Origin of the sequence: Gemmobacter fulvus, assembly GCF_018798885.1 — a bacterium.
Lineage (GTDB): Bacteria > Pseudomonadota > Alphaproteobacteria > Rhodobacterales > Rhodobacteraceae > Gemmobacter > Gemmobacter fulvus.
Window position 1 is genome coordinate 1,518,940 of sequence record NZ_CP076361.1, and the last position, 21,660, is coordinate 1,540,599.

Genomic DNA, 21,660 nt, shown 5'->3' on the forward strand with positions numbered 1-21,660 from the left:
TCCTTTCAGGATGTGACAGGCCAGCGGGCGCAGCGCAGGGCGCGGCCAATCGGCAGGCGTATCGGTGTGGAATTCAGGCTCAGGCGGCGCGCAGCTTCGCGGTGGCGGCGGCGTCAACCGTCAGCGTGTCACGGTCGGTGATGACCACGCCGTAATCCAGGCGCGCGCCCTCAAGGCTGACCAGACCGTTGCGCACATCTTCGACCACCTTCTGCACCTCGCGTTCAAACGGGTTGCCAAAACCGCCGCCGCCCGGATTGCGGTTGGCCGCCCTCTGGCCGGGGTGGATGGTTTCGATCACGTTGTCGGTGATGATCTCGGTCGCGCCATTGCGGGTCAGCTCCAGCCGGCCAACCTTGGGCGCGATCATCGCAGATCTGGCCCCTGCCGCCCCCATCGCCGGAATACGCCGCCCCTCGCCAAAGGTGATCAGGGTCATTGGCGTGTCCAGCGGCTCCACCTCCCAGCAGGTGCCCGAGCCGCCACGGTTCCGCCCCGCCCCGCCGCTGTCCTCCATCAGGCCATAGCGGTGGATGATGATCGGATAGCTGTGTTCCAGCATTTCGATGTCACCGCTGGTCAGCGCGCCAAAGCAGCATTCCGGCCCCACCGCGTGCCAGCCATCCTGATTGGCGGTGGCCCCCGCCCCCGAGATGATTGAGGCCAGCACCATCGTCACATATTCCTCGTTGTGGCGATTGTCCCACCCGGCGATGTTGCAGCCATTGGCATGGCCCCAGCTGGCGCAGACCTTCTGCGGCGCGGCCTGTTCAAAGGCCAGACGCACCGCATCGGTCAGGGTTTCCATCGGCGTGGTGGTGCAGTTCATATGCGGTGCCGGGGATTGCGCGTTGCACAGTGTGCCCTTCGGCCCCATGTTCACCGTCACGCAGCGATACAGCCCTTCGTTATAGGGAGGCGGCAGCTGCGCGAACATCATCAGCCCCAGATAGACGCCGGAATAGCTGTTTCCTTCATAGCTGTTGATGAAATACGGGATCTGCGGCGGCGACGAGATGGTGATATGCACGCCATTGCCCTTGATCGTCACCTCGGCGCTGATCTCGAAATCGCCAAAGCCATGGCCCGCATCTTCCAGAATGGCGGTGCCGTTATAGGTGCCGTCCGGCACCTCGGAGATCAGCTTGCGCATATGCGCCTCTGCCATGTCGAGCAGTTCGGCGATACAATCCTGCACCGTCTCCTTGCCGTATTTGTCCATCAGATTGCGCAGATTGCGCGCGCCCACCTGACAGGCCCCGATCAGCGCGTTGAAATCGCCCTCCTGATCGCGGCGGGCGCGCATGTTGGTCAGCAGCAGGTTCATCACATCGTGGCGGGGTTTGCCCTTGTCCCACAGTTTGACCGGGGGGATGCGCAGCCCTTCGGCATAGATCTCTTTTGCCGCCGGGTTGTATCCAGCCGGAACCGGCCCGCCGATATCGGTCAGGTGGCCCTTGCAGACGGTCCAGAACACCAGCTCGCCCTGATAGAACACCGGGTAATACATGCAGGTGTCAATGATATGCGAGCCACCATAGGCCGGATCATTGTGCAGGATCAGATCGCCTTCGTGGATGTCGCCTTCAAAGAACCGCGCCACCGATTTCATCGCCGGGATCAGCGACCCCAGATGGATCGGAATATCCTGCCCTTGCAGGATCATCTCGGGGGTGTGGTTGAACAGCGCTGTCGAATAATCATGCGCAAGGTTGAACACCGAACTGCGCGCGGTTTGTTCCAGCGTCAGCGTCATCTCGCGCTGGGTCGTCTCCAGCACCCCGCGCACCACGGACAGCGTGATCGGGTCCACCTTGCGTTTGGTCATTCTCCGTCTCCCTTGATAGACGCCGCAGACAGGCAGCACGGCTCAGGGCACATGCCTTGTGGGCATGGCGCGGATGTCTCTCCCTGAAGCGTGCCGATTCTTCGGCCTCGTGTTTTTCTGCCTTCACCTTGCGCCACGGCGGGCCGTCCGTATTGCCGCCCAGTGTGCGATCTTTTGTCATTGCGTGCAGAACAGGCGCCGGTTTGTCACACAGCGCACAACTCTTTGTCACAAAGCGCAGCCCGCATCCGCCGCCACGAAATTTTCTTGCAAGAAAGGGGCGTGGTGATTACGCAAAACTACAGGCGAAGCGTTGGGAGGATGACGTTTCCATGACCGTGACCGCGCATAGCACCGACAGGATTGCCCCGGCGCAGCGGGCCGGGCACTGGAACACTGTCATTGCCGACACCTATTTTCCGCTGCAACTGACCTTCAGAGATGCCGCGACCTTTCAGGGCCATCTTGAGCGGCGCGAGATCGGCCCCGTCTCCGTGTCGCGCCTGCGCACCGAGCCGATGCAATACGAACGCCGCCCGCGCCATATTTCAGGTGCCAGCGACGAAGAATATCTGATCACCATCCCCCGGCGCAGCCCGGTGGAGTTTCGCCAGCTTGGCCGTGATGTGCGCTGTGATCCCGGCGGATTTCTGCTGGAGCGCGGCGACGAGCCTTACAAGTTTTCCTATGGCGCGCCGAATGACCTATGCGTTCTGAAGGTTTCAAAACCCGTTCTGTGCGAAAAGCTGCGCCACCCCGACCGCTTCTGCGCCAAGGTGTTTGACGGCAGCACGGGGGTCGGCGGGTTGTTCACGATGTATGCCCAGAATATCTTCCCGCAGGCCCCGCCTGACAGCAAAAGCGCGCAAGTGCTGGGCCGCCAGTTGATCGAGCTTCTGGCCCTGTCGCTGGATGCGCAAAGCGATGCCGATGACGGCGTGCGCTCTTCCGTGCGGGCAGCCCATCTGCGCCGCGCCGAAGACATGATCCGCGCCAGCCTCTCCAACCCGGCGCTATCGCCCGAGATGGTGTCGGACGCATGTGGCATCTCCAAACGCTACCTGCACGAATTGTTTTCCGGGGCGAATGTCACCGTCTCGCAATATATCCGCGAACAGCGCCTGATTGCCGCACGCAACATCCTGGAACTGCCCAACCCGCCACCCATCGCCGAAATCGCCTATCGCTACGGCTTTTCCGATCAGGCACAATTCTCGCGTCTGTTCAAAGCGATGTTCGGGCAAACTCCCTCGGGCTACCGCGCCAGACATGAAGGCGGGTTCCGGAAATCGGCCTGAAAATGCGTGGCAGCAATGCCGGGGCGTGGCTGCAGCTATGCGCCGACGCGACAGACGATCTGCGGCAAGAAGGGAACAAATTAAGAACAACAATGGCGATAGGCCATTGATTTCCCGCGGCTGTTCTAGATACTGTGTGCGCGAAATGAGGGCTGACAAGATGCTGACATCGGTAGAACTTTGCGCGGGCGCAGGCGGACAAGCCCTTGGGCTTGAGCAGGCTGGGTTTGCGCATACTGCCCTTGTGGAAATCGACAAGCACTGCTGCAACACACTGCGCCATAACCGGCCCGAATGGAACGTGCTCGAAGAAGACATGCGTATCTTCAAAGAGCGTTCGGCTGGTTTCAAAGGGATCGACCTTCTTGCCGGCGGCTTGCCCTGCCCGCCATTTTCGGTTGCTGGAAAACAACTTGGCGAGTTGGATGAACGCAATCTGTTCAATGATGCACTCGACATTGTGGATACCACACGACCGCAAGCCGTGATGATTGAAAACGTGCGCGGTTTTCTGGACGCGGTTTTTCACGACTATCGCGAGCGGCTGAAGGTCCAGCTCAAGAAGCTTGGGTACGAGACCGACTGGCGGCTGCTGAACGCTTCGGATTATGGCGTCCCGCAACTGCGCCCGCGTGTCGTGATCGTGGCAGTGCAGCAGGCCCGATCCGATCTTTTCAGCTGGCCTGATCCGAATCCACATAATCCGCCAACCGTCGGCGCGACGCTGTATGAACTTATGGCAGCGCGCGGATGGAAAGGGGCCGCCGCGTGGCGCGAGCAAGCCGACGAAATCGCGCCGACAATCGTCGGCGGATCCAAGAAACATGGGGGGCCAGACCTTGGCCCGACCCGGGCGCGGGCCGCTTGGGCAACTCTGGGTGTGGAGGGGCGCACACTCGCCCCCGAAGCCCCGGATCCTTTCCACAGCGGGATGCCCCGACTGACGGTGCCGATGGTTGCCCGCCTGCAGGGCTTTCCTGATGACTGGCACTTCACAGGGGCCAAGACCAACGCCTACAGGCAGGTCGGCAATGCCTTTCCACCGCCCGTGGCCCGCGCAGTGGCGACGCAAATTTCAAAGGCTCTGCGGCAACGGCACCTTCACGCCATACGTGCCTGACCTTCCGAACACCAAAGGCCTGTTACAGCGTTCCAAGGACTATATCTCTCAGAGGCATTCTGCGTTTGAAGCAAAGTCTTCCCACAAGCATCGTCCGCGATGGGCACCCTGACTTTCAGCTGCTCACATCGCTGGCGGCAGAGATCATTCAGCGTGCAGGCGGAGCAGAAGCCCTTTCAGATGGCTTTTCAATCCTGCTGCGTCACTGCGTTGATGATGTGATCATGACGCCGAAAACCGGCCGTCGTTCCTATGATGAGCTCGAAAAAACGGAGAAAACCTATATCGGCACGCGCGTCGAGATCGAACTTCGGGCCATGCTCAACCTGAAGAAGGGCAAGCTGGATACCGTCATTCTGGGTCACGACGTGGACATCAAGAATACGATGGGAAGCAACTGGATGATCCCGACCGAGGCCGTGGGTCATCCGTGCATATTGGTGGCCGCCGACGAGGCCCGTGCCGTCTGTTATCTTGGGCTGATTGTGGCCCGCCCGGAATATCTGACCACCGGTCAGAACAAGGATTCAAAGAAGTCGATTTCAGCACTGGGTTTCGCCAATATCCTTTGGCTGCTCAATGCGCATCCTTACCCGCCAAATTTCTGGCGGACCGTGCCTTCTGATGTGATTGATCGCATCTTTGCCGAGAAATCCGGAAATCGCCGCGTCATGTCGCTGTTCCGCGAGGTCCAGCGTGTACCGATCACGCGCGCCGTCATCGAGGCGGTGGCACAACAGCAAGACTTCATGCGGCGCATACGGGCGGACAATGGCAAGGGAACCCGCGATCATCTGGCACGGGAAGGGGTACTGCTCCTGTCGGGCCATTTCGATGCGCCGTTGATCCGGGCATTGGGGCTTCCCCTTTGCGGTGGCAGCGAATTTGTCTCCTACAAGCCCCGCACCCAAGCCGAGGTCGCAATCGCGGCCAGCGCGGGGATCGTTCTGGCGTGGAACGGATGAAGCGGAAGCCCCCCGCTTCCGTTTCGGCGGATGTTCATTGCGCGGCCCAGACCTCTGACACCCTACCACAGTGGAAAATGTTCCTGTAATGTTTCAGGGTAACGCACGGTCGGAGCCTTCTCATGTGCAACCTCTATTCCCAGACCAGAAGCCAGGATGAGATGCGGCATGTCTTCGAGGAAGTGTTGGAGGAGGACGTCGAGTTGATCGACACCACCGGCAACCTGCCTCCCATGGCCGGTATCTGGCCCGATTATTCGGCGCCGATCCTCCGGCATGGAGCCTCGGGCTTCCAGCTTTCGCTGGCCCGCTGGGGGATGCCAACGCCACCGCAGTTTCTGTTGGGCAAGCGCACTGATCCCGGCGTGACGAATATCCGCAACCTTGCCTCGCCACATTGGCAGCGCTGGCTTGGGGTGCCGCATCGCTGCCTCGTGCCCTTCACCAGCTTCGCCGAACCTGACAGCCGCCCCGGCCCGACCAAGGGCAAGCCCATCTGGTTCGCGCTTGGCCCCGATCGACCGCTGGCTTTCTTTGCGGGCATCCGCAGCGAATGGACCTCGGTGCGCAAGTTGAAAGAGGGTGTGGTGACGGTGGATGCCTTCGCCTTTCTGACCTGCGATCCGAACCGCGAGGTCGCCGCCATCCACCCCAAGGCCATGCCGGTGATCCTGACCCGCCCCGAAGAATGGCGGGATTGGCTGACGCTCCCGTTCGACCGCGCCCGCCACCTGCAACGCCCGTTGCCGGATGGCGAATTGCAGATCATGGCCGAAGGGGCGCTGGAAGATGCCGCCTGAACCGCCCGCCACCGATCCCTTTACCCTGTGCCCTGCCCGCGTGCATGAGGCCGGAGGCCGCGGCCGCCGCGCCTTCGCCCTGTTTCAGGCGGCGCGGCATCCCGGCCCGCTGATCTGGATCACAGCCGCCCATGTGCCAGACCTGCCGATGCTGCCGGGGCTGCCGCAGGGGGTGGGTGAACGGCTGCATCTGCTGCGCCCCATCGGCGAGACCGACCTTCTGTGGTGCATCGAAGAGACCCTCCGCGCCGCGCCGGTCGGGCTGGTGATTGCCGAACCCGAAAAACCGCTGTCCCTGACCGCAGGCCGCCGGTTGCAACTGGCAGCGGAAGCGGGGCGCACCACCGGGCTTTTGCTGATCCGCGAAGGGGCGGGCAGCAATGCCACCGAAACCCGCTGGCTCTGTGCCCCCCGCGCCAGCAACACGCCGGACTCGACTCTGCACCACTGGGCCCTTAATAAGAACAAAAAGGGAACTTACGGAAACTGGATCTTGAACTGGCATGGCACGTCGACTGCTTTCCATCTGGTTTCCGAGGCTGGCGAGCGACACCAGCCTCAGGCAACGGCCCGTTGAAGGGCCCTTCGCCCTGACCCATCGTGCGCGCAGTGCCGTTCACCTGCATTGCCTAAACCCGGCGGCTTCGGCACGCGGGCTGATGCGCGGCATGGCGCTGGCCGATGCCCGCGCCATTTGCCCCGATCTGGCCACCCGCCCGGCAGACCTCGCGCGCGAGGCCACAGCGCTTGCCACGCTGCGCCGTTGGGCCAGCCGCTATGCGCCGCTGGTGTCGGTCGATGGGGCCGATGCGCTGATGGCAGATATCTCGGGCGTGCCACATCTCTACGGCGGCGAAGATGCCCTGCGCGCCGATCTGCATGCCCGGCTGGAGCGTGCGGGGCTGCATGTCGCCAGCGCCATCGCGGGAACCCGTGGGGCGGCCCATGCGCTGGCCCGCCATGGCGGCGGTATCGTGGCCGAGGGCCGACTGCTGGAGGGTATCGGCCACCTGCCAGTCACCGCCCTGCGCATCGACCATACAAACGCCGAGGCCTTGGCCCGCATGGGCCTGACCCGCATCGCCGACCTCGCGCATCTGCCGCGCGCCCCGCTGGCCCGTCGCTTCGGCGCTGGCCTTGTGCTGCGGCTGGATCAGGCTCTCGGGGCTCAGGCCGAACCGGTTGCCGCCCCGCCGGAGGCCCCGCATTTCGGGGTGCGGATAACGCTGCCCGAGCCCATTGGCCTGCAATCCGATGTGATGGCCGCGCTCGACCGCCTGCTCGACCGGCTCTGCGCCCAGCTTGCCGCCAGCCACCGAGGCGCCCGCCGTCTGCGGCTCGACCTCCGCCGGGTGGACCGTCAGGCCAGCCAGATCGAGATTGGCCTTGCCCGCCCGATGCGCGATCCGGCGCGCATCAAACCCCTGTTCGTCAAGGGCATCGACGAGATCGACTCAGGCTTCGGTATCGACGCCCTGCGCCTCTCGGCCCCTCTCACCGACCCCCTTGCCCCCGCACAGATCGGCTCCTCCGCCACCCGTCACGAGGACGCGTTGGCCGACCTGCTGTCCTCGCTCGGCAACCGTATCGGCTTTGACCGCGTGCTGCGTATCCTGCCCAGCGACAGCCTGATCCCCGAGCGCAGCTTCACCCTCGTCCCCGCCGCCCATAGCCTGCCAGGATCATCCCGCCATACCCCAACCCGCCCAGCCACCCTGTTCCTGCCTGAACCTATCACCAGCAGCGGCACCCCACCCCTGCAATTCCGCTGGCGCCGCATGCCGTTCACCACCCTGCGCGCCACGGGGCCAGAGCGTATCACACCGGAATGGTGGTTCGACAACCCGGCCTGGCGCACCGGCCTGCGCGATTACTGGCGGATCGAAACGCAGGAAGGCCCACGCCTCTGGCTGTTCCACACCCCGCAAGCCCCCGCTTGGTATGTGCAGGGAGAATTTCCCTGATGTCCTTTCATCTTGGCGCAAATATCCCGGGGGGTGAATTGGCCGAAGGTCAAGAGGGGGGCAGCGCCCCCCTGCCTTATGCCGAGCTCTCCGTGACCTCGAATTTCACTTTCCTGCAGGGTGCCTCCCACCCCGAGGAACTGATGACCCGCGCCGCAGAACTCGGCCTCAGCGCCATCGCCATCACCGATCACAACTCGGTCGCGGGCGTGGTACGGGCCTATTCCGCGCTCAAGGAACTTGCCCGCCTGCGTGACGAGGACGCAGAGGCGGCCCCCACCATCCGCTCTCAAAAGGTCACCGATCACTCCAGTCGCCAGACCGTGCCGCATTTCACCGGTGCCACCGGCGCGCCGATACTGACACAGGCGCCTCTGCCGCGCCTCATCCCCGGCGCGCGGCTGGTGCTGACCGATAGCGCGGTGGAGTGGCTCGCCCTGCCGACCGATCTTGCCGCATGGTCGCGGCTCACACGGCTGCTCTCTCTGGGCAAGCGCCGTGCTCCCAAGGGCGAATGCCATATTACCCGCGCCGATCTGCGCGACTGGGGCAAGGGCATGATCCTCATCGCCCTGCCGCCCGATCCACTCGGCACCCCTGATCCGCCCGACCTGCATGCCATCGCACAGGCCTTCCCCGGCCAGTGTTTCCTTGGTGCCGCGCCGCGCTATGACGGGCGCGATCAGCCCCGGCTGGATCGTTTGGCCCGGCTGGCTCATACCGCCAACCTGCCCATGGTCGCGGTGGGCAATGTTCTGATGCACCGCGCCGCCCGTCGCCCGTTGGCCGATGTGCTGACCTGCCTGCGCCTTGGCCTCACCATCGACAGTATCGGCGTGCAACGCCTGCCCAATGGCGAGCGCCGCCTGAAATCCGGGGCCGAGATGGCGCGCATGTTCGCCCGCTACCCCGCCGCCATTCACCGCACCATTGAGATTGCGAACGCTTGCGCCTTTCGGATGGAGGATCTGCGCTATCAATACCCGGATGAGGCGCGGGATGGTGAACCCGCACAGATCCGGCTCGAACGCCTCAGCCGCGAAGGGCTGAACTGGCGATACCCCGATGGCCCGTCTGCCATGATCCTCCAGCGTGTGGAGAAGGAGCTGACCCTGATCCGCGAGGTTGGTTATGCACCTTATTTCCTGACCGTGCATGACATCGTGCAATTCGCCCGCTCGCAGGGCATCCTCTGCCAGGGGCGCGGCTCGGCGGCCAATTCGGTGGTCTGTTACCTGCTGGGCATCACCGAGGTTCCGCCGGAATCCATCACCCTGATCTTCGAGCGCTTCATCAGCAAGGAACGTGGCGAGCCGCCGGATATCGACGTGGATTTCGAACATGAACGGCGTGAAGAGGTGATCCAGTGGATCTACGCCCGCTATGGCCGCGAGCGGGCGGGGCTGACGGCTACGGTGATCCATTTCCGGTCCCGCGCAGCCATCCGCGAGGTGGGCAAGGTCATGGGCCTGTCGCAGGATGTGGTGGCGCGGCTGTCCGGCCAGATCTGGGGTTGGTCTTCCGCTGCCCCCGGCGAGGATCGGCTGCGCGATGCGGGCCTGTCCATTGCAGACCGTCGCGTGCAGCTGACCCTGCAACTGATCGGCGAGATCATCGGCTTTCCCCGCCACCTCAGCCAGCATGTCGGCGGGTTCGTCATCACCCGTGACCGTCTGGACGCGCTGTGCCCGATCGAGAATGCCGCGATGGAGGATCGCACCATCATCGAATGGGACAAGGACGATATCGACGCGCTTGGCCTGCTGAAGGTGGATGTGCTGGGGCTGGGCATGCTGACCTGCATCCGCAAGGCCTTTGGCCTGCTGGCAGAGCATCGCATGACCGAAATGGCGCTCGCCACCCTGAAACCCGATGCCCTGCAGGGGGAAAGCCCGCAGGCGCGGCATGAGCGGGAACAGGTCTATGACATGCTCTGTCGTGCCGATGCCATCGGCGTATTTCAGGTGGAAAGCCGGGCGCAGATGAACTTCCTGCCGCGGATGCGGCCCCGGCATTTCTACGATCTGGTCTGTGAGGTCGCCATCGTCCGCCCCGGCCCGATCCAGGGCGGGATGGTCAACCCGTTCATTCGGCGCCGCCAGGGGCTGGAACCCGTCGAAGACCTCGGCCCCGCGATGATGGAAGTTTTGGGCCGCACCTATGGCGTGCCGCTGTTCCAGGAACAGGCGATGCAGATCGCGGTCGTTGCCGCAGGTTTCACCCCCGCCGAGGCCGACCGGCTGCGCCGCTCCCTTGCCACCTTCAAGCGCATGGGCACCATCGGTTCGTTCCGCGAGCGTTTTGTTTCCGGCATGCTGGAACGCGGTTATGAGGCCGATTTCGCCGCCCGCTGTTTCGCGCAGATCGAAGGTTTCGGCAGCTATGGCTTCCCCGAAAGCCATGCCGCCAGTTTCGCCCGGCTGGTCTATGTCTCGGCCTGGCTGAAATGTCGTCACCCCGCCATATTTACCTGTGCGCTGCTGAACAGCCAGCCGATGGGATTCTATGCCCCCGCCCAGCTGGTGCGCGATGCCCGTGACCACAGGGTCGAGGTGCGGGGCGTCTCGGTCAACCATTCGTTCTGGGATTGCACATTGGAGCCGCGCCCCGATGGCGCGCTGGCGCTGCGTCTCGGTTTCCGCCAGATCAAGGGCCTGCGCGCCGAAGATGCGCAATGGATCGCCACCGCGCGCGGCAATGGCTATGCCGATGTCGAAAGCCTGTGGCGCCGGGCCGGTGTACATCCCGACATGCTGGAGCGGCTGGCCGAGGCTGATGCGTTCGCCCCCCTTGGCCTCAATCGCCGCGATGCACTCTGGGCCGCCAAGGCCCTGCGCGCGCCAAAGCCCCTGCCACTGTTCGGCGCAGATGGCGAAGGCGGCGCAGAGCCCGCCGTCACCCTGCCGCAGATGACCCTGGGCCAGGAGGTGATCGAGGATTACCTGTCGCTGCGTCTCAGCCTGCGCGCGCATCCGATGGAACTGCTGCGCCCACGCCTGCCGGAAAGCATCCGCCATGAACGTCTGCCACAAGCCAGAGGCCGTATCACCGTCACCGGCCTTGTCATCACGCGCCAACGCCCCGGCACCGCCTCCGGCGTGATCTTCCTGACGCTGGAGGATGAGACAGGCGTGGTAAATGTCGTGGTCTGGAAACGGGTCTATGAGACCTTCCGCAAGGCCGTGATCGCCGGTCGCCTGCTGCGCATCACCGGCCGCATCGAACGCGACGGCCCGGTGGTCCATCTGATCGCAGAGCGGATCGAAGACATGTCGCACCTTCTGGCCCTCGGGGATGGTTCAGCACAGATCGTCGCGAACGATGGCCGCGCCGATGAAACAAGGCGCCCCGCCAACGGCGCCATGCGCGGCAACACCGCCCGCCACCCGCGTGAACAGACGAAGAGGCTTTTTCCAAGTAGGGATTTCCACTGATAGGCATGACGCAACGCGCGGACACCCATGACCGCAACCACGCCCGCTGCCCACCCATGAGTTGCGGGCAGGGTGGCTGGTTCACCACCGCACCCGCGCATCAGCCAAATCCCCCTTGGGCGAGGCACTCGCCTACATCCCCAAATACCGCGATGGCCTTGGCCGCTTCCTGATCGATGGCCGCCTGGAAATCGACACCAACACCGTCAAACGCACTATCCGCCCCATCGCCCTGAACCGCGAGAGCGCCCTATTCGCCGGCCACGACGCCGGTGCCGAAAACTGCGCCGTCATCGCTTCACTCATCGAGACCTGCAAGATGAACGCAGCCGATCCACATACTTGGCTATCAGAAACGCTCACCGCCATCGTCCAAGGGCATAAGCAGAGCCAGATCGAAGAACTGTTACCGTGGAATTACACCGCCAAGGTGTGATCGGGACATGGTTCCTCCCCAGCCCTGTTTGTATGCGGGGGCGCGCTGCGTTTGGTTAGCGACAGGCACTTTTACCGGGGAATCCGCCTCCTGGGTGCTCATAGAAAAAGCGACTAATTGTCAAATGCTTGCGGAATCAAGATCTTGCCGTTCTGGATTCTTTTGTGGAATCCATTTGAGCCAGTTTTCGGAAGCCGCCCACGCAATAGGACAATCCGCGCCGCGAAAGTGCCGCGCCCATCGAGCGCAGCACCTGCATCGGGAAGGTCAGGCTCGACCGCTGTACTTGTCCAGCAACCCTTCCAAAAGGGCCATCCGGTCGCCGCTGAAATCGCCCGGCTGGGGCTTCGGGCCCTGCATCGAGCGCACGAAGAACTGGCGGAAGTCCTGGCGCGCGGCGTACCATGCCAGCAGCTTCACGCCCTGCGGCGGGTGAACGAGGGCCAGCGGCAGGACCGTGCGTGTGGTCTTGTTGCCGTCGAGGTCGGTGTAGCCGAAGGCGACCGGTTGGCAGGCACGGATCGCTGCATGCAGGACGCCAAGATCAGCTACCGCGGCGGCGGGGACATCGTCGGGCCAGTAGGCAGCGGGTCGAACGTCAAGCATCTGGTAGATGCGCCCAAGCAATCCTGCTTCGGGATCGGTTTCCACCAACCGCGCCAATGCCGCATTGGCGGCTGCCGCCGTGACCGGATCACCGCGATAGCCAGCCAGCGCAAGGCCGCGCAGCGCGGCATCCCGCAGATCAGGGTCCATCACCTGCATCGGGTTCGCCGCCCCACTGGCCGCAGCACCCTGCCCAGAGCCGATTGCCGCAGCAGCCCCGGCGAACCGGGTGCCGAATGCGCGGCGGGTCAGGGTCTGGCTCAGGGTGCGAGCGGGTCGCATTGCGAATCCTCCAAGGGATGAAAAGGTGCTCTCAATTGCATGTCTGGCGGCCTCCGGTCCAGTATTTTCACAGGTCGGGTATTGACGCGAAACACCGACCGTTCAGATTTCAGCCTCGCGCATTGAATCTCATTGATTCTGCTTCATTTTTTCATTTGATAAAGCTGCCCCCTTGACCCACCCCTTGATCATCGAAGAATTGCGCCCGGAGGAAACCCCTAGCGGGCGCTTCTCATTTGCGCCACATTGCGGATCCTGACACTGGCAGCGCCCAGCGCGCGTCGGCTTGCCCGCCCTGCCCCACATGGAAGCCACCTGATGGACTTGGCGTTTGCGCCGAGCCAGATGGAACTCTGGCCTCTCGACCGGCTGCGCCCCTATACCCGCAATGCCAAGATCCACGGCGCGGACCAAGTGGCAAAGATCGCCGCCAGCATGGCGAAGTTCGGTTGGACCGTTCCCTGCTTGGTGGCCGACGATGGCGGGCTGATCGCAGGACATGGCCGTGTGTTGGCCGCCATCATGCTGGGGGTTCAAGGATGTACCGGTGATCAGACTTGGGTGAGGTGCTGGCCGAGGTGGAACGCGACGGATCAGAAACGCCGTTCATCGTCGCGGCCTTCCGTCTGTTGATCCTGACGTTTCCCTGACGTTGCCCCCGACTTTTATCCAGCGTGAGCGAGACTCCGAGTTTGAGTTTGGCTGTTTTGGTCGGGTTGGGCAACGGGGGCTGGCGCGGAGCTTTGCGGGTTGCGCAGCGTCTGGCCCCGTTGCGGGGTGAAGGTTTGGGCGAACTCGGCAGGCGTCTGCCAGCCAAGGCGTGAATGCGGGCGTTCGGTGTTGTAGTCCTTGCGCCAGACGGCGAGCATGGCGCGGGCGTGGTTCAGGGACGGGAACAGGGTCTCGTTCAAAAGCTCGTCTCTCAGGCGACCGTTGAAGCTCTCGATGAAGGCGTTCTGGGTCGGCTTGCCGGGCGCGATGTAGTGCCAGTCGATCTTGCGGTTGTCAGCGAAGGTCAGGATGGCGTTCGACGTAAACTCGGTCCCGTTGTCGCTGACCACCGTGATCGGCTTGCCGCGGGCCTCGAACAGGGTCGCCAACTCCCGCGCTACCCTTGCGCCAGATAAAGACGTGTCGGCGATCAGGGCAAGGCACTCCCGCGTGCAGTCATCCACAACGGTCAGCACGCGGAAGCGGCGGCCGTCGGTCAGTTGGTCGGAGACGAGGTCGAGCGACCAGCGCTGGTTCGGCATCAGCGGCAGCGTCATTGGGGCTCGCGTCCCTATCGCCCGCTTGCGCCCACCGCGGCGACGCACGTGCAGCCGCTCCTCGCGGTAGATGCGGAACAGACGCTTGTGGTTCACCTCATGCCCCTCGCGCCGCAAGAACACATGCAGCCGCCGATAGCCGAACCGGCGGCGCACCCGCGCCAGTTCTTTCAGCCGCTCACGCAGCACCGGGTCATCCTGACGGATCGCCTCGTAGCGCATGGTCATCCGGCAACAACCGATCACCCGACACGCCCGCCGCTCGCTCATCCCGTGATCTGCCACCAGATGCGCGACCGCTTGTCGCTTTGCGGCGGGCGTCACCACTTTTTTCCCAGGAGATCCTTCAGCGCGGCATTGTCGAGCATCGCATCCGCCAGCAACCGCTTCAGCCGGGCGTTTTCGTCCTCGAGACCCTTCAGCCGCTTGGCCTCGATCACATCCATACCGCCATACTTGGCTTTCCACTTGTAGACCGTCGCATCACTGACGCCATGCTTGCGGCACAGATCGGCGACGGAAATCACGGCCTCGTGCTCCTTCAGAATGCCGATGATCTGATCTTCGGTGAACCTGCTGCGCTTCATCTCTGGTCCTTTCAGTTGGGCCGTAAGCGGTGCGTGATCCCCGTCAGGCTTTCAGCTTGACGGCTTTTGGAAGGCCCAGGGCATGAGGTCGTCGATGCGCGCTGCGGGGTGGCCGTTGGCGATGGCGGTCAGGGTTTCGCGCAAGTAGGCGTAGGGATCGATGGCGTTCAGCTTGCAGGTCTCAATAAGCGAGGCCAGGCGCGCCCAGGTTCGGCCGCCCTCGTCATGACCGGCGAACAGCGCGTTTTTACGATTGAGGGTTAGGGGTCTGATGGTATTTTCGACCGGGTTTGTATCCATCTCGACGCGGCCATCGGACAGGAAGATCTGCAGGCCATCCCAGTGCCGGTGGATATAGCCGAGCTTCTCGCCCAAGCGGGATTTGGCGGAGATCCGGCTGCGCTGGTGGGTCAGCCAAAGGCGGAAGTCGGCAATCAGCGGGGCCGATCGCGCTTGGCGGGCCGCTAGGCGCTCCTCGGGTGAGCGTCCCCGGACGCTGGCTTCGATCTTGTAGATCTGGGCGATGCGGCGCAGGCCTTCGGCGGCGATCTCGGAGCCGTCCTTTTGATAGATGTCATGCAGTTTGCGCCGGGAATGGGCCCAGCAGTAGGCCAGCGTCAGGGGCATGCCGCCCACGCGCTTTGGTTCGGCCAAGGCGTCATAGCCGGTATATCCATCGACCTGAAGAATGCCCTCGAAGCCTGTCAGGATGTCCATCGCATGGCGGCCATGGCGCCCGGGCGCATAGGTGAAGACGACCGCGGGCGGATCGCCTCCACCCCAGCCGCGATCATCGCGGGTCACCGCCCAAAGGTAGCCGGTTTTGGTTTTGCCCGCCTTGGGATCGAGGACCGGTGCCCGGGTCTCGTCCATGAACAGGCGGCCGGATCGCTTGAGGTGGACCAACATCCGGTCAACGACCGGGGCCAGATGATAGGCTGCTACGCCACACCACTTTGCCAGGGTTGACCGGTCCAGATCCACGCCGCCCCGGCCATAGATCTGGCATTGGCGATAAAGCGGCAAGTGATCCGCATATTTGGAGACGGCGACATGGGCGAGCGTGCCCTCGGTCGGCAAACCGCCTTCGATCAGCCAGTTGGGCGTGTCGGCCTGTATGATGCCTGCGTCGCAACGACGACAGGCATAGCGGGGGCGAATGGTGACGATGACCTGGAAGCGGGCAGGAACGATGTCGAGACGTTCGGCGCGGTCTTCGCCGATCGTCACCATGTCGGTGCAGCCGCAGGGACATATCTTCTGCGCGGGTTCGATCACCTGCTCGATGCGCGGTAGGTGATCTGGCAGATGGCCAAGGTTGCGTTTGGCTGCCGGACGCCTGGGCCTGCCATCGGCATTGCGCTCCGCCAGCGCTGCCCGCGCGGCCTCGGCTTCGGCGACCGCCGTTTCCAGATCCTCGAAAGCCAGCTGGCGCTCGTCGGGTGCCAACTGCTCGGACCGCTTGCCGTAAAGCGCATGGCGCAGCTCGGCGATCAGGTAATCCTGACGTTCGGTCTGCGCCTCCAGCCCGGTGACCTTGGCCTGCATGGTCGCAAACGCCTCACGCACGGCGGGCGGAAGGCTGTCCATATCAAAGGGGAGATCGGCGGGCGCAGGCATGGCTGTTTATACCGCGTGCCCCCAGGATTGCCCATATTTACAAGGCGATCCGAGTCACTCTGTCGCGGGGGGATGCGTCGGCCTGGGCGCATGGATGCGGCGCCAGTCAAGCCCTGCAAACAGCGCCTCGAACTGCACCCGCGACAGCCGCATGACCCCGTCGCCAACCTTTGGCCAGGCAAAGCCGCCCTGTTCCAGTCGCTTGTAGATCATCACGATCCCACTGCCGTCCCAAAACAGAACCTTGATCCTGTCGCCCGATCACGTTTCATAATGCATCTCCTCCTTCAGAATCCGGGTAGGGTCATGGACCTGTCTGCAATCTTATCAAGCGCTTGCCTTGGCCTGCGCGCGGCTATTTCCTGCAAGCCTATCCGAACCGCCTCGGTTTCGAGCGCGGCCAGCGGTATTTTCCATGGGGCGGAATACAGGATCTGTGTCGCGGGGAGGATCTGCGCGCGGATCAGTTTGTGGACAGATGCCACGCAGACGCCGAGCCGCTTGGCGGCAGCATCGACGCTCACGGTCTTCTCCTCCTCGGCCTCGGGATCATAGGGTGGGATCGCGAGCCTGTCGCGCAATTCAGCCACGCGGACGGTCGTCCATGTCTCGTCATCCTCAGTGCGGCAGCGCATCCGGTTGAGGGTCACGGCAAGTTCCCTGTCTGGCCAGTGCCCGCCAAGTTTGCGCAAGATGTCGGCAGCAGTGCGCTTTGGCCCCGGTGGGAAGCGACCGGTTCGGCGCCGGGCCAGCCTGACCTCGGTGTGGCGCCCGCCGATCCAGTGAATGAGCAGAACGAAGGCGTTCTCCGCCTGATCGATGTCGATCACCACTTCCTCGATCAGCAGGCGCACCAGTCGCTGCCGCGCGCGGGCATCGGTCCCGGCGGCATTCCATGCCGAGGGCAGGTCGGTGGCGAGCCGCAAGAGGACATCAGGATCGACCCCGGGCCTCGCGATGAGTTCTGCGCCCAAAGCGGCAAGTTTTTGCTCGACCGAGGCCACCCGCTCCAGGGCTGCGTTCCACCGCGCCTCCAGCGTGCGCGCAACATGCCGTTTGGCGGGATCGACATGCTCATATCGCCGCTCGGCCAGTTCCGCGGCGTATCGTGCCTCATCAAGCTCCTTCTCGACAGCAAGCCGCACCACCTCCTGTGCCCGGGTGGCCTGCTGTCCCGCCAATAGGGCAGCCTGCACGGCGCGGCCGGAGACCGCTTCGAGCAGTTGGCCGGTCACGGCCGCATCGATGCCGCCCCCGCCCGCACCGATGCAGAGCCCAGCCCCGACATGGCTGTCATCGCCCCGACATTGGTAACGATGGGACAGGTCGGTCCCGGTCTTGTAAAAGACCCGCATCATCCGGCCGCACCTTGCGCAACGCGCCATGCCGCTCAGCAGCGCCTGTCCGCCGCGCCCGGATTTGCGGGCCGTTCGCTTTTGCATATGCGCGTTCTCCCCCAGCAGGACGCGGTTCTCCTCATAGGCCTGCCAGTCGATGTATCCTTCGTGATTGCTCTTGATCAGCACGCCCCACTCCTCGATCGCCCGGTGATGGCCGCTGGTCTTGCGCGCCTCGCCCTCGACCACCGCCATCCGATTACCGGTCCGGCCGAAGGCATAGGCACCAGCGTAGACCGGATTATGCAGCACCTGCATCACGCTGTGATAGGCAGGCTTGCGCCAAGCGATCTTGCGCAGGGCACCGTTGCGCAGGACCACTGGCAGATGGACATCGGCCGCGCGCAGCCACAGGAACACCTGGCGACCGCTGCCAAGCTCGCGGAACTTGGCGAAGATCAGGTGGATGGCCTGCCGGACCCGCTCATCAGGATCCATCTCAATCCTGTCGTCCTCGCTCCAGCAGAACCCAGGCGGCAAGGTAAAGCGGAGTTCTCCCCGCTTCGCCTTCGCATCGCGGGCCGCCAGCCCACGTTGCCGCAGAAGACTGAGTTCGTATTCCGACATGGTGCCCTTCAGCCCCAGCAGCAGTCGATCATTCATTTGACGCGGATCGTAGACCCCCTCCGGGTCAACGACCAAGGCCCCCGTCAAGGCGCAGAGGTCAATCAGATGATGCCAGTCCCGGCCATTACGGGAAAGCCGCGAGGCTTCGATGCAATAGACCGCCCCCACCGTCCCGGCACAGACTTCCGCGACCAGACGCTGGAAGCCCGGGCGGGCAATCAGACCAGAGCCGGAGCGTCCCAGATCCTCATCGATGACCCGGACCTCGGCGAAGCCGGTGTCGCGGGCGGCTTCGGCCAGCTGGTATTGCCGCTTCTGGCTTTCGAGATTCCCGAGCACCTGAGCCATCGTCGACTGGCGAACGTAGACGAGTGCGCTGCGGGCAAGGTGCTCAGCGGTGATCTTTGCGTGCATCATGACCTGCGCCCTCCGCAATCTTGCCCGCCGCCATCAGCAGCAGGTCTGCCAATGCCTCCAGGATCGCCGGTGTCGCGGGCGCGGCCGGGGGGCGGTTCGGGCTGTCGTTCAGGTCCAGGCAGAGCTGACTCGGCGTCGCTTGCTTTTGTTGCGAGAGGGGTCGGGGTCGGCAGGGCATGCGTATCCTCCTCGGGAATCGATCCCCCACAGGATGACGCAAGCTGACCGTGACGCATTAGATCGAGTGTCTGTGCAAGCGACCGCAAGGCTTCGAGAGCAACAACCGGCGGGCCGCTTTCCATGCGTGCGCAATAGGCGGCATCGCACATCCAGGGGGGCAAAGTCCGGAAGAACCCCTGCCGTTCCTCGACCAGCACAGAGTCCGATCCGTGCCTGCGTCCCCCATCGCGCGCGCGTAGAACCCGCCCGTAAAGAGGGTGCCAAGGATATTCGATCCGCAAATCACGCAGTTGGTATGTGGAATGAAAGCCGATCACCACGTTTGGACCTGAAGACAACCATCACCCCCGCCTTGGGCGCAAAGCCCAACGCGGCATGCGCCATGGCCGCCAGCCCGTCATGTCCCTTGCGGAAGTCCACAGGCTTGGTCGCAATCACGATCCGGACGGCCTGATCCGGAAAGATCACAGCACCTTCCTCAACGCCGCCGCCAAGGCCGCCGCGCGGTCTGGACTGCAATCCGGCATCACATGCAGAACGACCCCACAGATCTCGACCCTGATCACGCCCGTGTCGGCCGACGCATCAGCCAATGGCTCGATCACCAGCGGCACGAAGGTCGGGGCCGTAGCGACCGGCACCACCAGTTCCCCTTTGCGCGCCTGACCACGCCATCCCGAAAGGTGCCGCGCAATCAACCCATACTTCGCCGCAACATCGCAGACCCGCGCGCCAGGCTGAAAACTCTCAGCCACAATCCGCGCCTTGAGATCATCCGGCCATCGCCGCCGCCCGGTCGGGCCATCAAGGATCTCGATCCGGGATACTTCCTTCGACCCACGCACCTCCATCCGGTGCTCGTTTTGGTGCTCCACGGCCAGCCTCCCGCAAACTCAGTTGCAGAACGGCATGCCCCAAGTCACATCAAGCCGAAACCACGGGGCCGGCGCACCGCTTACGTTGGGCCAGAGTCTACCTCAAACTGGATTAGGCGGAGGGGGAAACGTCAACCGATGTAGCACCTGCTGCTTCCACGTTGCTTCCACGTGTGGAATTGGAACGCGTAAGGCCCCGCGTGAACGAGGCGTAAGGTATTGATGTTGTTATAAGATTTTGGTTGCGGGGACAGGATTTGAACCTGTGACCTTCAGGTTATGAGCCGCAACCACGCCGATCCTGTAAAGTGAATCAAATCAATCACTTACACAGCATACCTTTGAATTCGTTGAGGTACTGACCGACACTCGGCGGAAATCAACTCATTTCAACGGAAGCGAACGCGGTGAAACTGAATTCAAGGGTTGACCAGACGTTGACAAGCCAAGCAGATTACCTTCCGACGAGCGAAGGCCACAAACCTGGCACCGAACTCGATGCGAGGAGAGGTTAACGCCTTTTGCCACTTCTTACCTAAGAATCAGCTAGGTGCAGGTAACCGCCGACGCAATCTTCGACCGGATGGCACTGACACAGTCGTGCTCAAAAAAACCTTAGCCCACGCCCGGATCAGAACGGTATGTCTTCATGCTCCATCGGCGCGGCCTCATCGGCGCTCTTTTTCGACGCTTCTTGGCTCGCCTCACTTATCCATTTGTCTCGCTTCTGCTTGAGCATGTTCATCTGGTCGGACGCTCGCTGCCCCACGTTAGACTTCGTTCCGACGATATGCCGGACGGTTCCGAGCTGGCTGAGGAGGCGTTGGGCGCATGAGGCCCGTTCCTCTGCCGTCATCGCATCATGCAGATCCTGCCAATACTGCTTAATGCGGAGGTTGAGCGAATTGGGCGCGAGAAGATCCCGGCCGACGACGCCGATCCCAGTTATCATGACTGGTCGGTTACCCGTGCGATATCGGATTTTGTGCGAGCGTAGACCGCGCTGTCGAATAACTTCCCGGATGCTCGTAACAACCTGTCCAGGCACAAATTTTCCAGAAATCGTCAAGTCGTCGACCCAAAGAGAATGGCGCAGTCCTCGATGGCCGCAGATATCGGAGATGCGGTCGAACAAAGGACGATGGACAAGGGTGCAGAGCACAGGTGTGAGCGGCGAGCCGAAGGATGCCTTGCCATCAATGGTACTCAGACGAGTGAGCAGACCGGCAACATCCTCGAACGGCCCGAGTTCGTCTACAAACCAGCGATACACCATTTCCTCCGTCGTCGACGGATAAAATTGCTTTACGTCCATCGTCAGGTACTGATCCTGGTCGAGATGCAGTGCCGCGTTGTCCCGCTGGCTCCGCTTCTTACGCGGGCTAAAGAGATAGCTGGGCTGTTGGACCTTGTTGAGATGGAACTTGAGGCGTTCATGCACGCCACGAAGCCGCGACACCGGATATGCGAAATCCCGATCCTTGCCGCCTATGTTTTCCCGGCGGCGCACGATGAACTGATCTTTGTAATTGGCCAAGCGGATAAGGTCAGCTTTGGTTTCGCCCAGAAGATCGGCGACCTCCCGTTGGGTAGGGCGCTGGGCAAACGGAGACCTCTCGAGACCATAAATCTCGTACGGGTGCGGCTTCCTACTGTGCCGCACCAGCAGGCTCCCTAGGGGAAAAGGACTCTAGGAGCTTCAACACGCGGTTCGCGACGATCAGCTTACCGCGCTTCTGCACAGGCTCGCCTTCCAACTCCTCGGCAAAGAACATGAGCTGCGACATCCGCACCCCGAGCTTTTGACTGTATCGCTCAAGAACCTCGATCGAGACTGGCTTGGCATTGCGCTCGATCTCCGAGATCATTGATTGCGACAGTCCAATCTCTTCGGCAAGTTCTGCTTGCGAAAACCCATGGTATAGGCGGATCAGGCGAAGGGCGTCGTTGATCATCGGTCGCTTCACATCAGACATCGTTCCCTCCAATCGGCTATTTTCGAGGTCGCCGCTCACT

At 62.9% G+C, this 21,660-nt stretch carries 18 protein-coding genes and 2 pseudogenes; 9 read left to right on the forward strand and 11 right to left on the reverse strand.

Annotated features, from left to right (window positions below):
* Nucleotides 1-79: 79 nt before the first annotated feature.
* Entirely contained in the window at nucleotides 80-1,828 is a 1,749-nt protein-coding gene (gene capB / locus KM031_RS07540; RefSeq protein WP_215503896.1) for a caprolactamase subunit beta, read from the reverse strand.
* A 332-nt stretch (nucleotides 1,829-2,160) separates the two neighbouring features.
* On the opposite strand from capB, the gene KM031_RS07545 reads away from it, so the two are divergent.
* From KM031_RS07545 to KM031_RS07580, 8 genes and pseudogenes are all read left to right on the forward strand, one after another.
* Nucleotides 2,161-3,126, forward strand: a complete 966-nt coding sequence (locus KM031_RS07545) for an AraC-like ligand-binding domain-containing protein (RefSeq protein WP_215503897.1) — start codon at nucleotides 2,161-2,163, stop codon at nucleotides 3,124-3,126.
* A 160-nt stretch (nucleotides 3,127-3,286) separates the two neighbouring features.
* A complete protein-coding gene (locus KM031_RS07550) occupies nucleotides 3,287-4,246 on the forward strand; it encodes a DNA cytosine methyltransferase (RefSeq protein WP_215503898.1) in 960 nt (319 codons plus the stop codon).
* Nucleotides 4,247-4,311: 65 nt separating this feature from the next.
* Complete coding sequence (locus KM031_RS07555; protein WP_215503899.1) at nucleotides 4,312-5,211, forward strand: NaeI family type II restriction endonuclease; 900 nt, start codon at nucleotides 4,312-4,314, stop codon at nucleotides 5,209-5,211.
* A gap of 122 nt (nucleotides 5,212-5,333) precedes the next feature.
* Nucleotides 5,334-6,011, forward strand: coding sequence for an SOS response-associated peptidase (locus KM031_RS07560; protein WP_215503900.1), 678 nt, complete (start codon nucleotides 5,334-5,336; stop codon nucleotides 6,009-6,011).
* The gene (locus tag KM031_RS07565; RefSeq protein WP_215503901.1) at nucleotides 6,001-6,588 is read left to right on the forward strand and encodes an ImuA family protein; all 588 of its coding nucleotides are present in this window, start codon (nucleotides 6,001-6,003) and stop codon (nucleotides 6,586-6,588) included. Before KM031_RS07560 ends, KM031_RS07565 begins: the two co-directional genes overlap by 11 nt.
* Nucleotides 6,515-7,975 carry a Y-family DNA polymerase gene (locus KM031_RS07570; RefSeq protein WP_215503902.1) on the forward strand — a complete coding sequence of 487 codons (1,461 nt, stop codon included), beginning with the start codon at nucleotides 6,515-6,517 and terminating at the stop codon, nucleotides 7,973-7,975. Before KM031_RS07565 ends, KM031_RS07570 begins: the two co-directional genes overlap by 74 nt.
* On the forward strand, nucleotides 7,975-11,409 hold the full coding sequence (locus KM031_RS07575) for an error-prone DNA polymerase (RefSeq protein ID WP_215503903.1): 3,435 nt from the start codon (nucleotides 7,975-7,977) through the stop codon (nucleotides 11,407-11,409). Before KM031_RS07570 ends, KM031_RS07575 begins: the two co-directional genes overlap by 1 nt.
* 73 nt (nucleotides 11,410-11,482) lie before the next feature.
* Nucleotides 11,483-11,845: pseudogene (locus KM031_RS07580) on the forward strand (transposase domain-containing protein); the annotation flags it as partial.
* Nucleotides 11,846-12,112: 267 nt separating this feature from the next.
* On the opposite strand, the gene KM031_RS07585 reads toward KM031_RS07580, so the two are convergent.
* Nucleotides 12,113-12,733 (reverse strand): WYL domain-containing protein, encoded by a 621-nt coding sequence (locus tag KM031_RS07585; RefSeq protein ID WP_260692126.1) that lies wholly within the window; start codon nucleotides 12,731-12,733, stop codon nucleotides 12,113-12,115.
* A gap of 318 nt (nucleotides 12,734-13,051) precedes the next feature.
* Between KM031_RS07585 and KM031_RS07590 the strand changes: the two are divergent.
* Nucleotides 13,052-13,292 (forward strand): annotated as a pseudogene (locus KM031_RS07590) (ParB/Srx family N-terminal domain-containing protein); the annotation flags it as partial.
* Between the two features lie 106 nt (nucleotides 13,293-13,398).
* On the opposite strand, the gene KM031_RS07595 reads toward KM031_RS07590, so the two are convergent.
* The 9 genes from KM031_RS07595 to KM031_RS07635 all read right to left on the reverse strand — a co-directional run bounded on the left by KM031_RS07595 (nucleotide 13,399) and on the right by KM031_RS07635 (nucleotide 21,620).
* Nucleotides 13,399-14,588, reverse strand: a protein-coding gene (locus tag KM031_RS07595) for an IS3 family transposase (protein WP_260691981.1) whose coding sequence is annotated in 2 segments (ribosomal slippage) — nucleotides 13,399-14,330 and nucleotides 14,330-14,588 — 1,191 coding nt in all. Because the reading frame shifts where the segments join, the coding sequence is not laid out codon by codon here.
* A gap of 51 nt (nucleotides 14,589-14,639) precedes the next feature.
* The gene (gene tnpC, locus KM031_RS07600) at nucleotides 14,640-16,208 is read right to left on the reverse strand and encodes an IS66 family transposase (RefSeq protein WP_215502983.1); all 1,569 of its coding nucleotides are present in this window, start codon (nucleotides 16,206-16,208) and stop codon (nucleotides 14,640-14,642) included.
* 54 nt (nucleotides 16,209-16,262) lie between these two features.
* Nucleotides 16,263-16,457 carry an IS66 family insertion sequence element accessory protein TnpB gene (gene tnpB, locus KM031_RS07605; RefSeq protein WP_260692135.1) on the reverse strand — a complete coding sequence of 65 codons (195 nt, stop codon included), beginning with the start codon at nucleotides 16,455-16,457 and terminating at the stop codon, nucleotides 16,263-16,265.
* Nucleotides 16,458-16,495: 38 nt separating this feature from the next.
* Nucleotides 16,496-18,586 (reverse strand): recombinase family protein, encoded by a 2,091-nt coding sequence (locus tag KM031_RS07610; protein WP_035714956.1) that lies wholly within the window; start codon nucleotides 18,584-18,586, stop codon nucleotides 16,496-16,498.
* Nucleotides 18,564-18,767 (reverse strand): hypothetical protein, encoded by a 204-nt coding sequence (locus KM031_RS07615; RefSeq protein ID WP_035714909.1) that lies wholly within the window; start codon nucleotides 18,765-18,767, stop codon nucleotides 18,564-18,566. The genes KM031_RS07610 and KM031_RS07615 overlap by 23 nt, the downstream gene beginning before the upstream one ends.
* A 284-nt stretch (nucleotides 18,768-19,051) precedes the next feature.
* Nucleotides 19,052-19,237 carry an IS66 family insertion sequence element accessory protein TnpB gene (gene tnpB, locus KM031_RS07620; protein ID WP_215507579.1) on the reverse strand — a complete coding sequence of 62 codons (186 nt, stop codon included), beginning with the start codon at nucleotides 19,235-19,237 and terminating at the stop codon, nucleotides 19,052-19,054.
* The gene (locus KM031_RS07625; protein ID WP_260692076.1) at nucleotides 19,234-19,644 is read right to left on the reverse strand and encodes a transposase; all 411 of its coding nucleotides are present in this window, start codon (nucleotides 19,642-19,644) and stop codon (nucleotides 19,234-19,236) included. Before KM031_RS07625 ends, tnpB (KM031_RS07620) begins: the two co-directional genes overlap by 4 nt.
* 631 nt (nucleotides 19,645-20,275) lie before the next feature.
* Complete coding sequence (locus KM031_RS07630) at nucleotides 20,276-21,181, reverse strand: reverse transcriptase family protein (protein WP_215507711.1); 906 nt, start codon at nucleotides 21,179-21,181, stop codon at nucleotides 20,276-20,278.
* 112 nt (nucleotides 21,182-21,293) lie between these two features.
* Nucleotides 21,294-21,620: a helix-turn-helix domain-containing protein gene (locus KM031_RS07635; protein ID WP_089386176.1), complete on the reverse strand. Its 327-nt coding sequence runs from the start codon at nucleotides 21,618-21,620 to the stop codon at nucleotides 21,294-21,296.
* Nucleotides 21,621-21,660: the final 40 nt, after the last annotated feature.

Bases quoted from the DNA above. Each gene is read 5' to 3' on its own strand.
- capB (WP_215503896.1), bottom strand. From the start codon at position 1,828: ATGACCAAACGCAAGGTGGACCCGATCACGCTGTCCGTGGTGCGCGGG.
- KM031_RS07545 (WP_215503897.1), top strand. From the start codon at position 2,161: ATGACCGTGACCGCGCATAGCACCGACAGGATTGCCCCGGCGCAGCGG.
- KM031_RS07550 (WP_215503898.1), top strand. From the start codon at position 3,287: ATGCTGACATCGGTAGAACTTTGCGCGGGCGCAGGCGGACAAGCCCTT.
- KM031_RS07560 (WP_215503900.1), top strand. From the start codon at position 5,334: ATGTGCAACCTCTATTCCCAGACCAGAAGCCAGGATGAGATGCGGCAT.
- KM031_RS07565 (WP_215503901.1), top strand. From the start codon at position 6,001: ATGCCGCCTGAACCGCCCGCCACCGATCCCTTTACCCTGTGCCCTGCC.
- KM031_RS07570 (WP_215503902.1), top strand. From the start codon at position 6,515: ATGGCACGTCGACTGCTTTCCATCTGGTTTCCGAGGCTGGCGAGCGAC.
- KM031_RS07575 (WP_215503903.1), top strand. From the start codon at position 7,975: ATGTCCTTTCATCTTGGCGCAAATATCCCGGGGGGTGAATTGGCCGAA.
- KM031_RS07585 (WP_260692126.1), bottom strand. From the start codon at position 12,733: ATGCGACCCGCTCGCACCCTGAGCCAGACCCTGACCCGCCGCGCATTC.
- tnpC (WP_215502983.1), bottom strand. From the start codon at position 16,208: ATGCCTGCGCCCGCCGATCTCCCCTTTGATATGGACAGCCTTCCGCCC.
- KM031_RS07610 (WP_035714956.1), bottom strand. From the start codon at position 18,586: ATGCACGCAAAGATCACCGCTGAGCACCTTGCCCGCAGCGCACTCGTC.
- KM031_RS07615 (WP_035714909.1), bottom strand. From the start codon at position 18,767: ATGCCCTGCCGACCCCGACCCCTCTCGCAACAAAAGCAAGCGACGCCG.
- KM031_RS07635 (WP_089386176.1), bottom strand. From the start codon at position 21,620: ATGTCTGATGTGAAGCGACCGATGATCAACGACGCCCTTCGCCTGATC.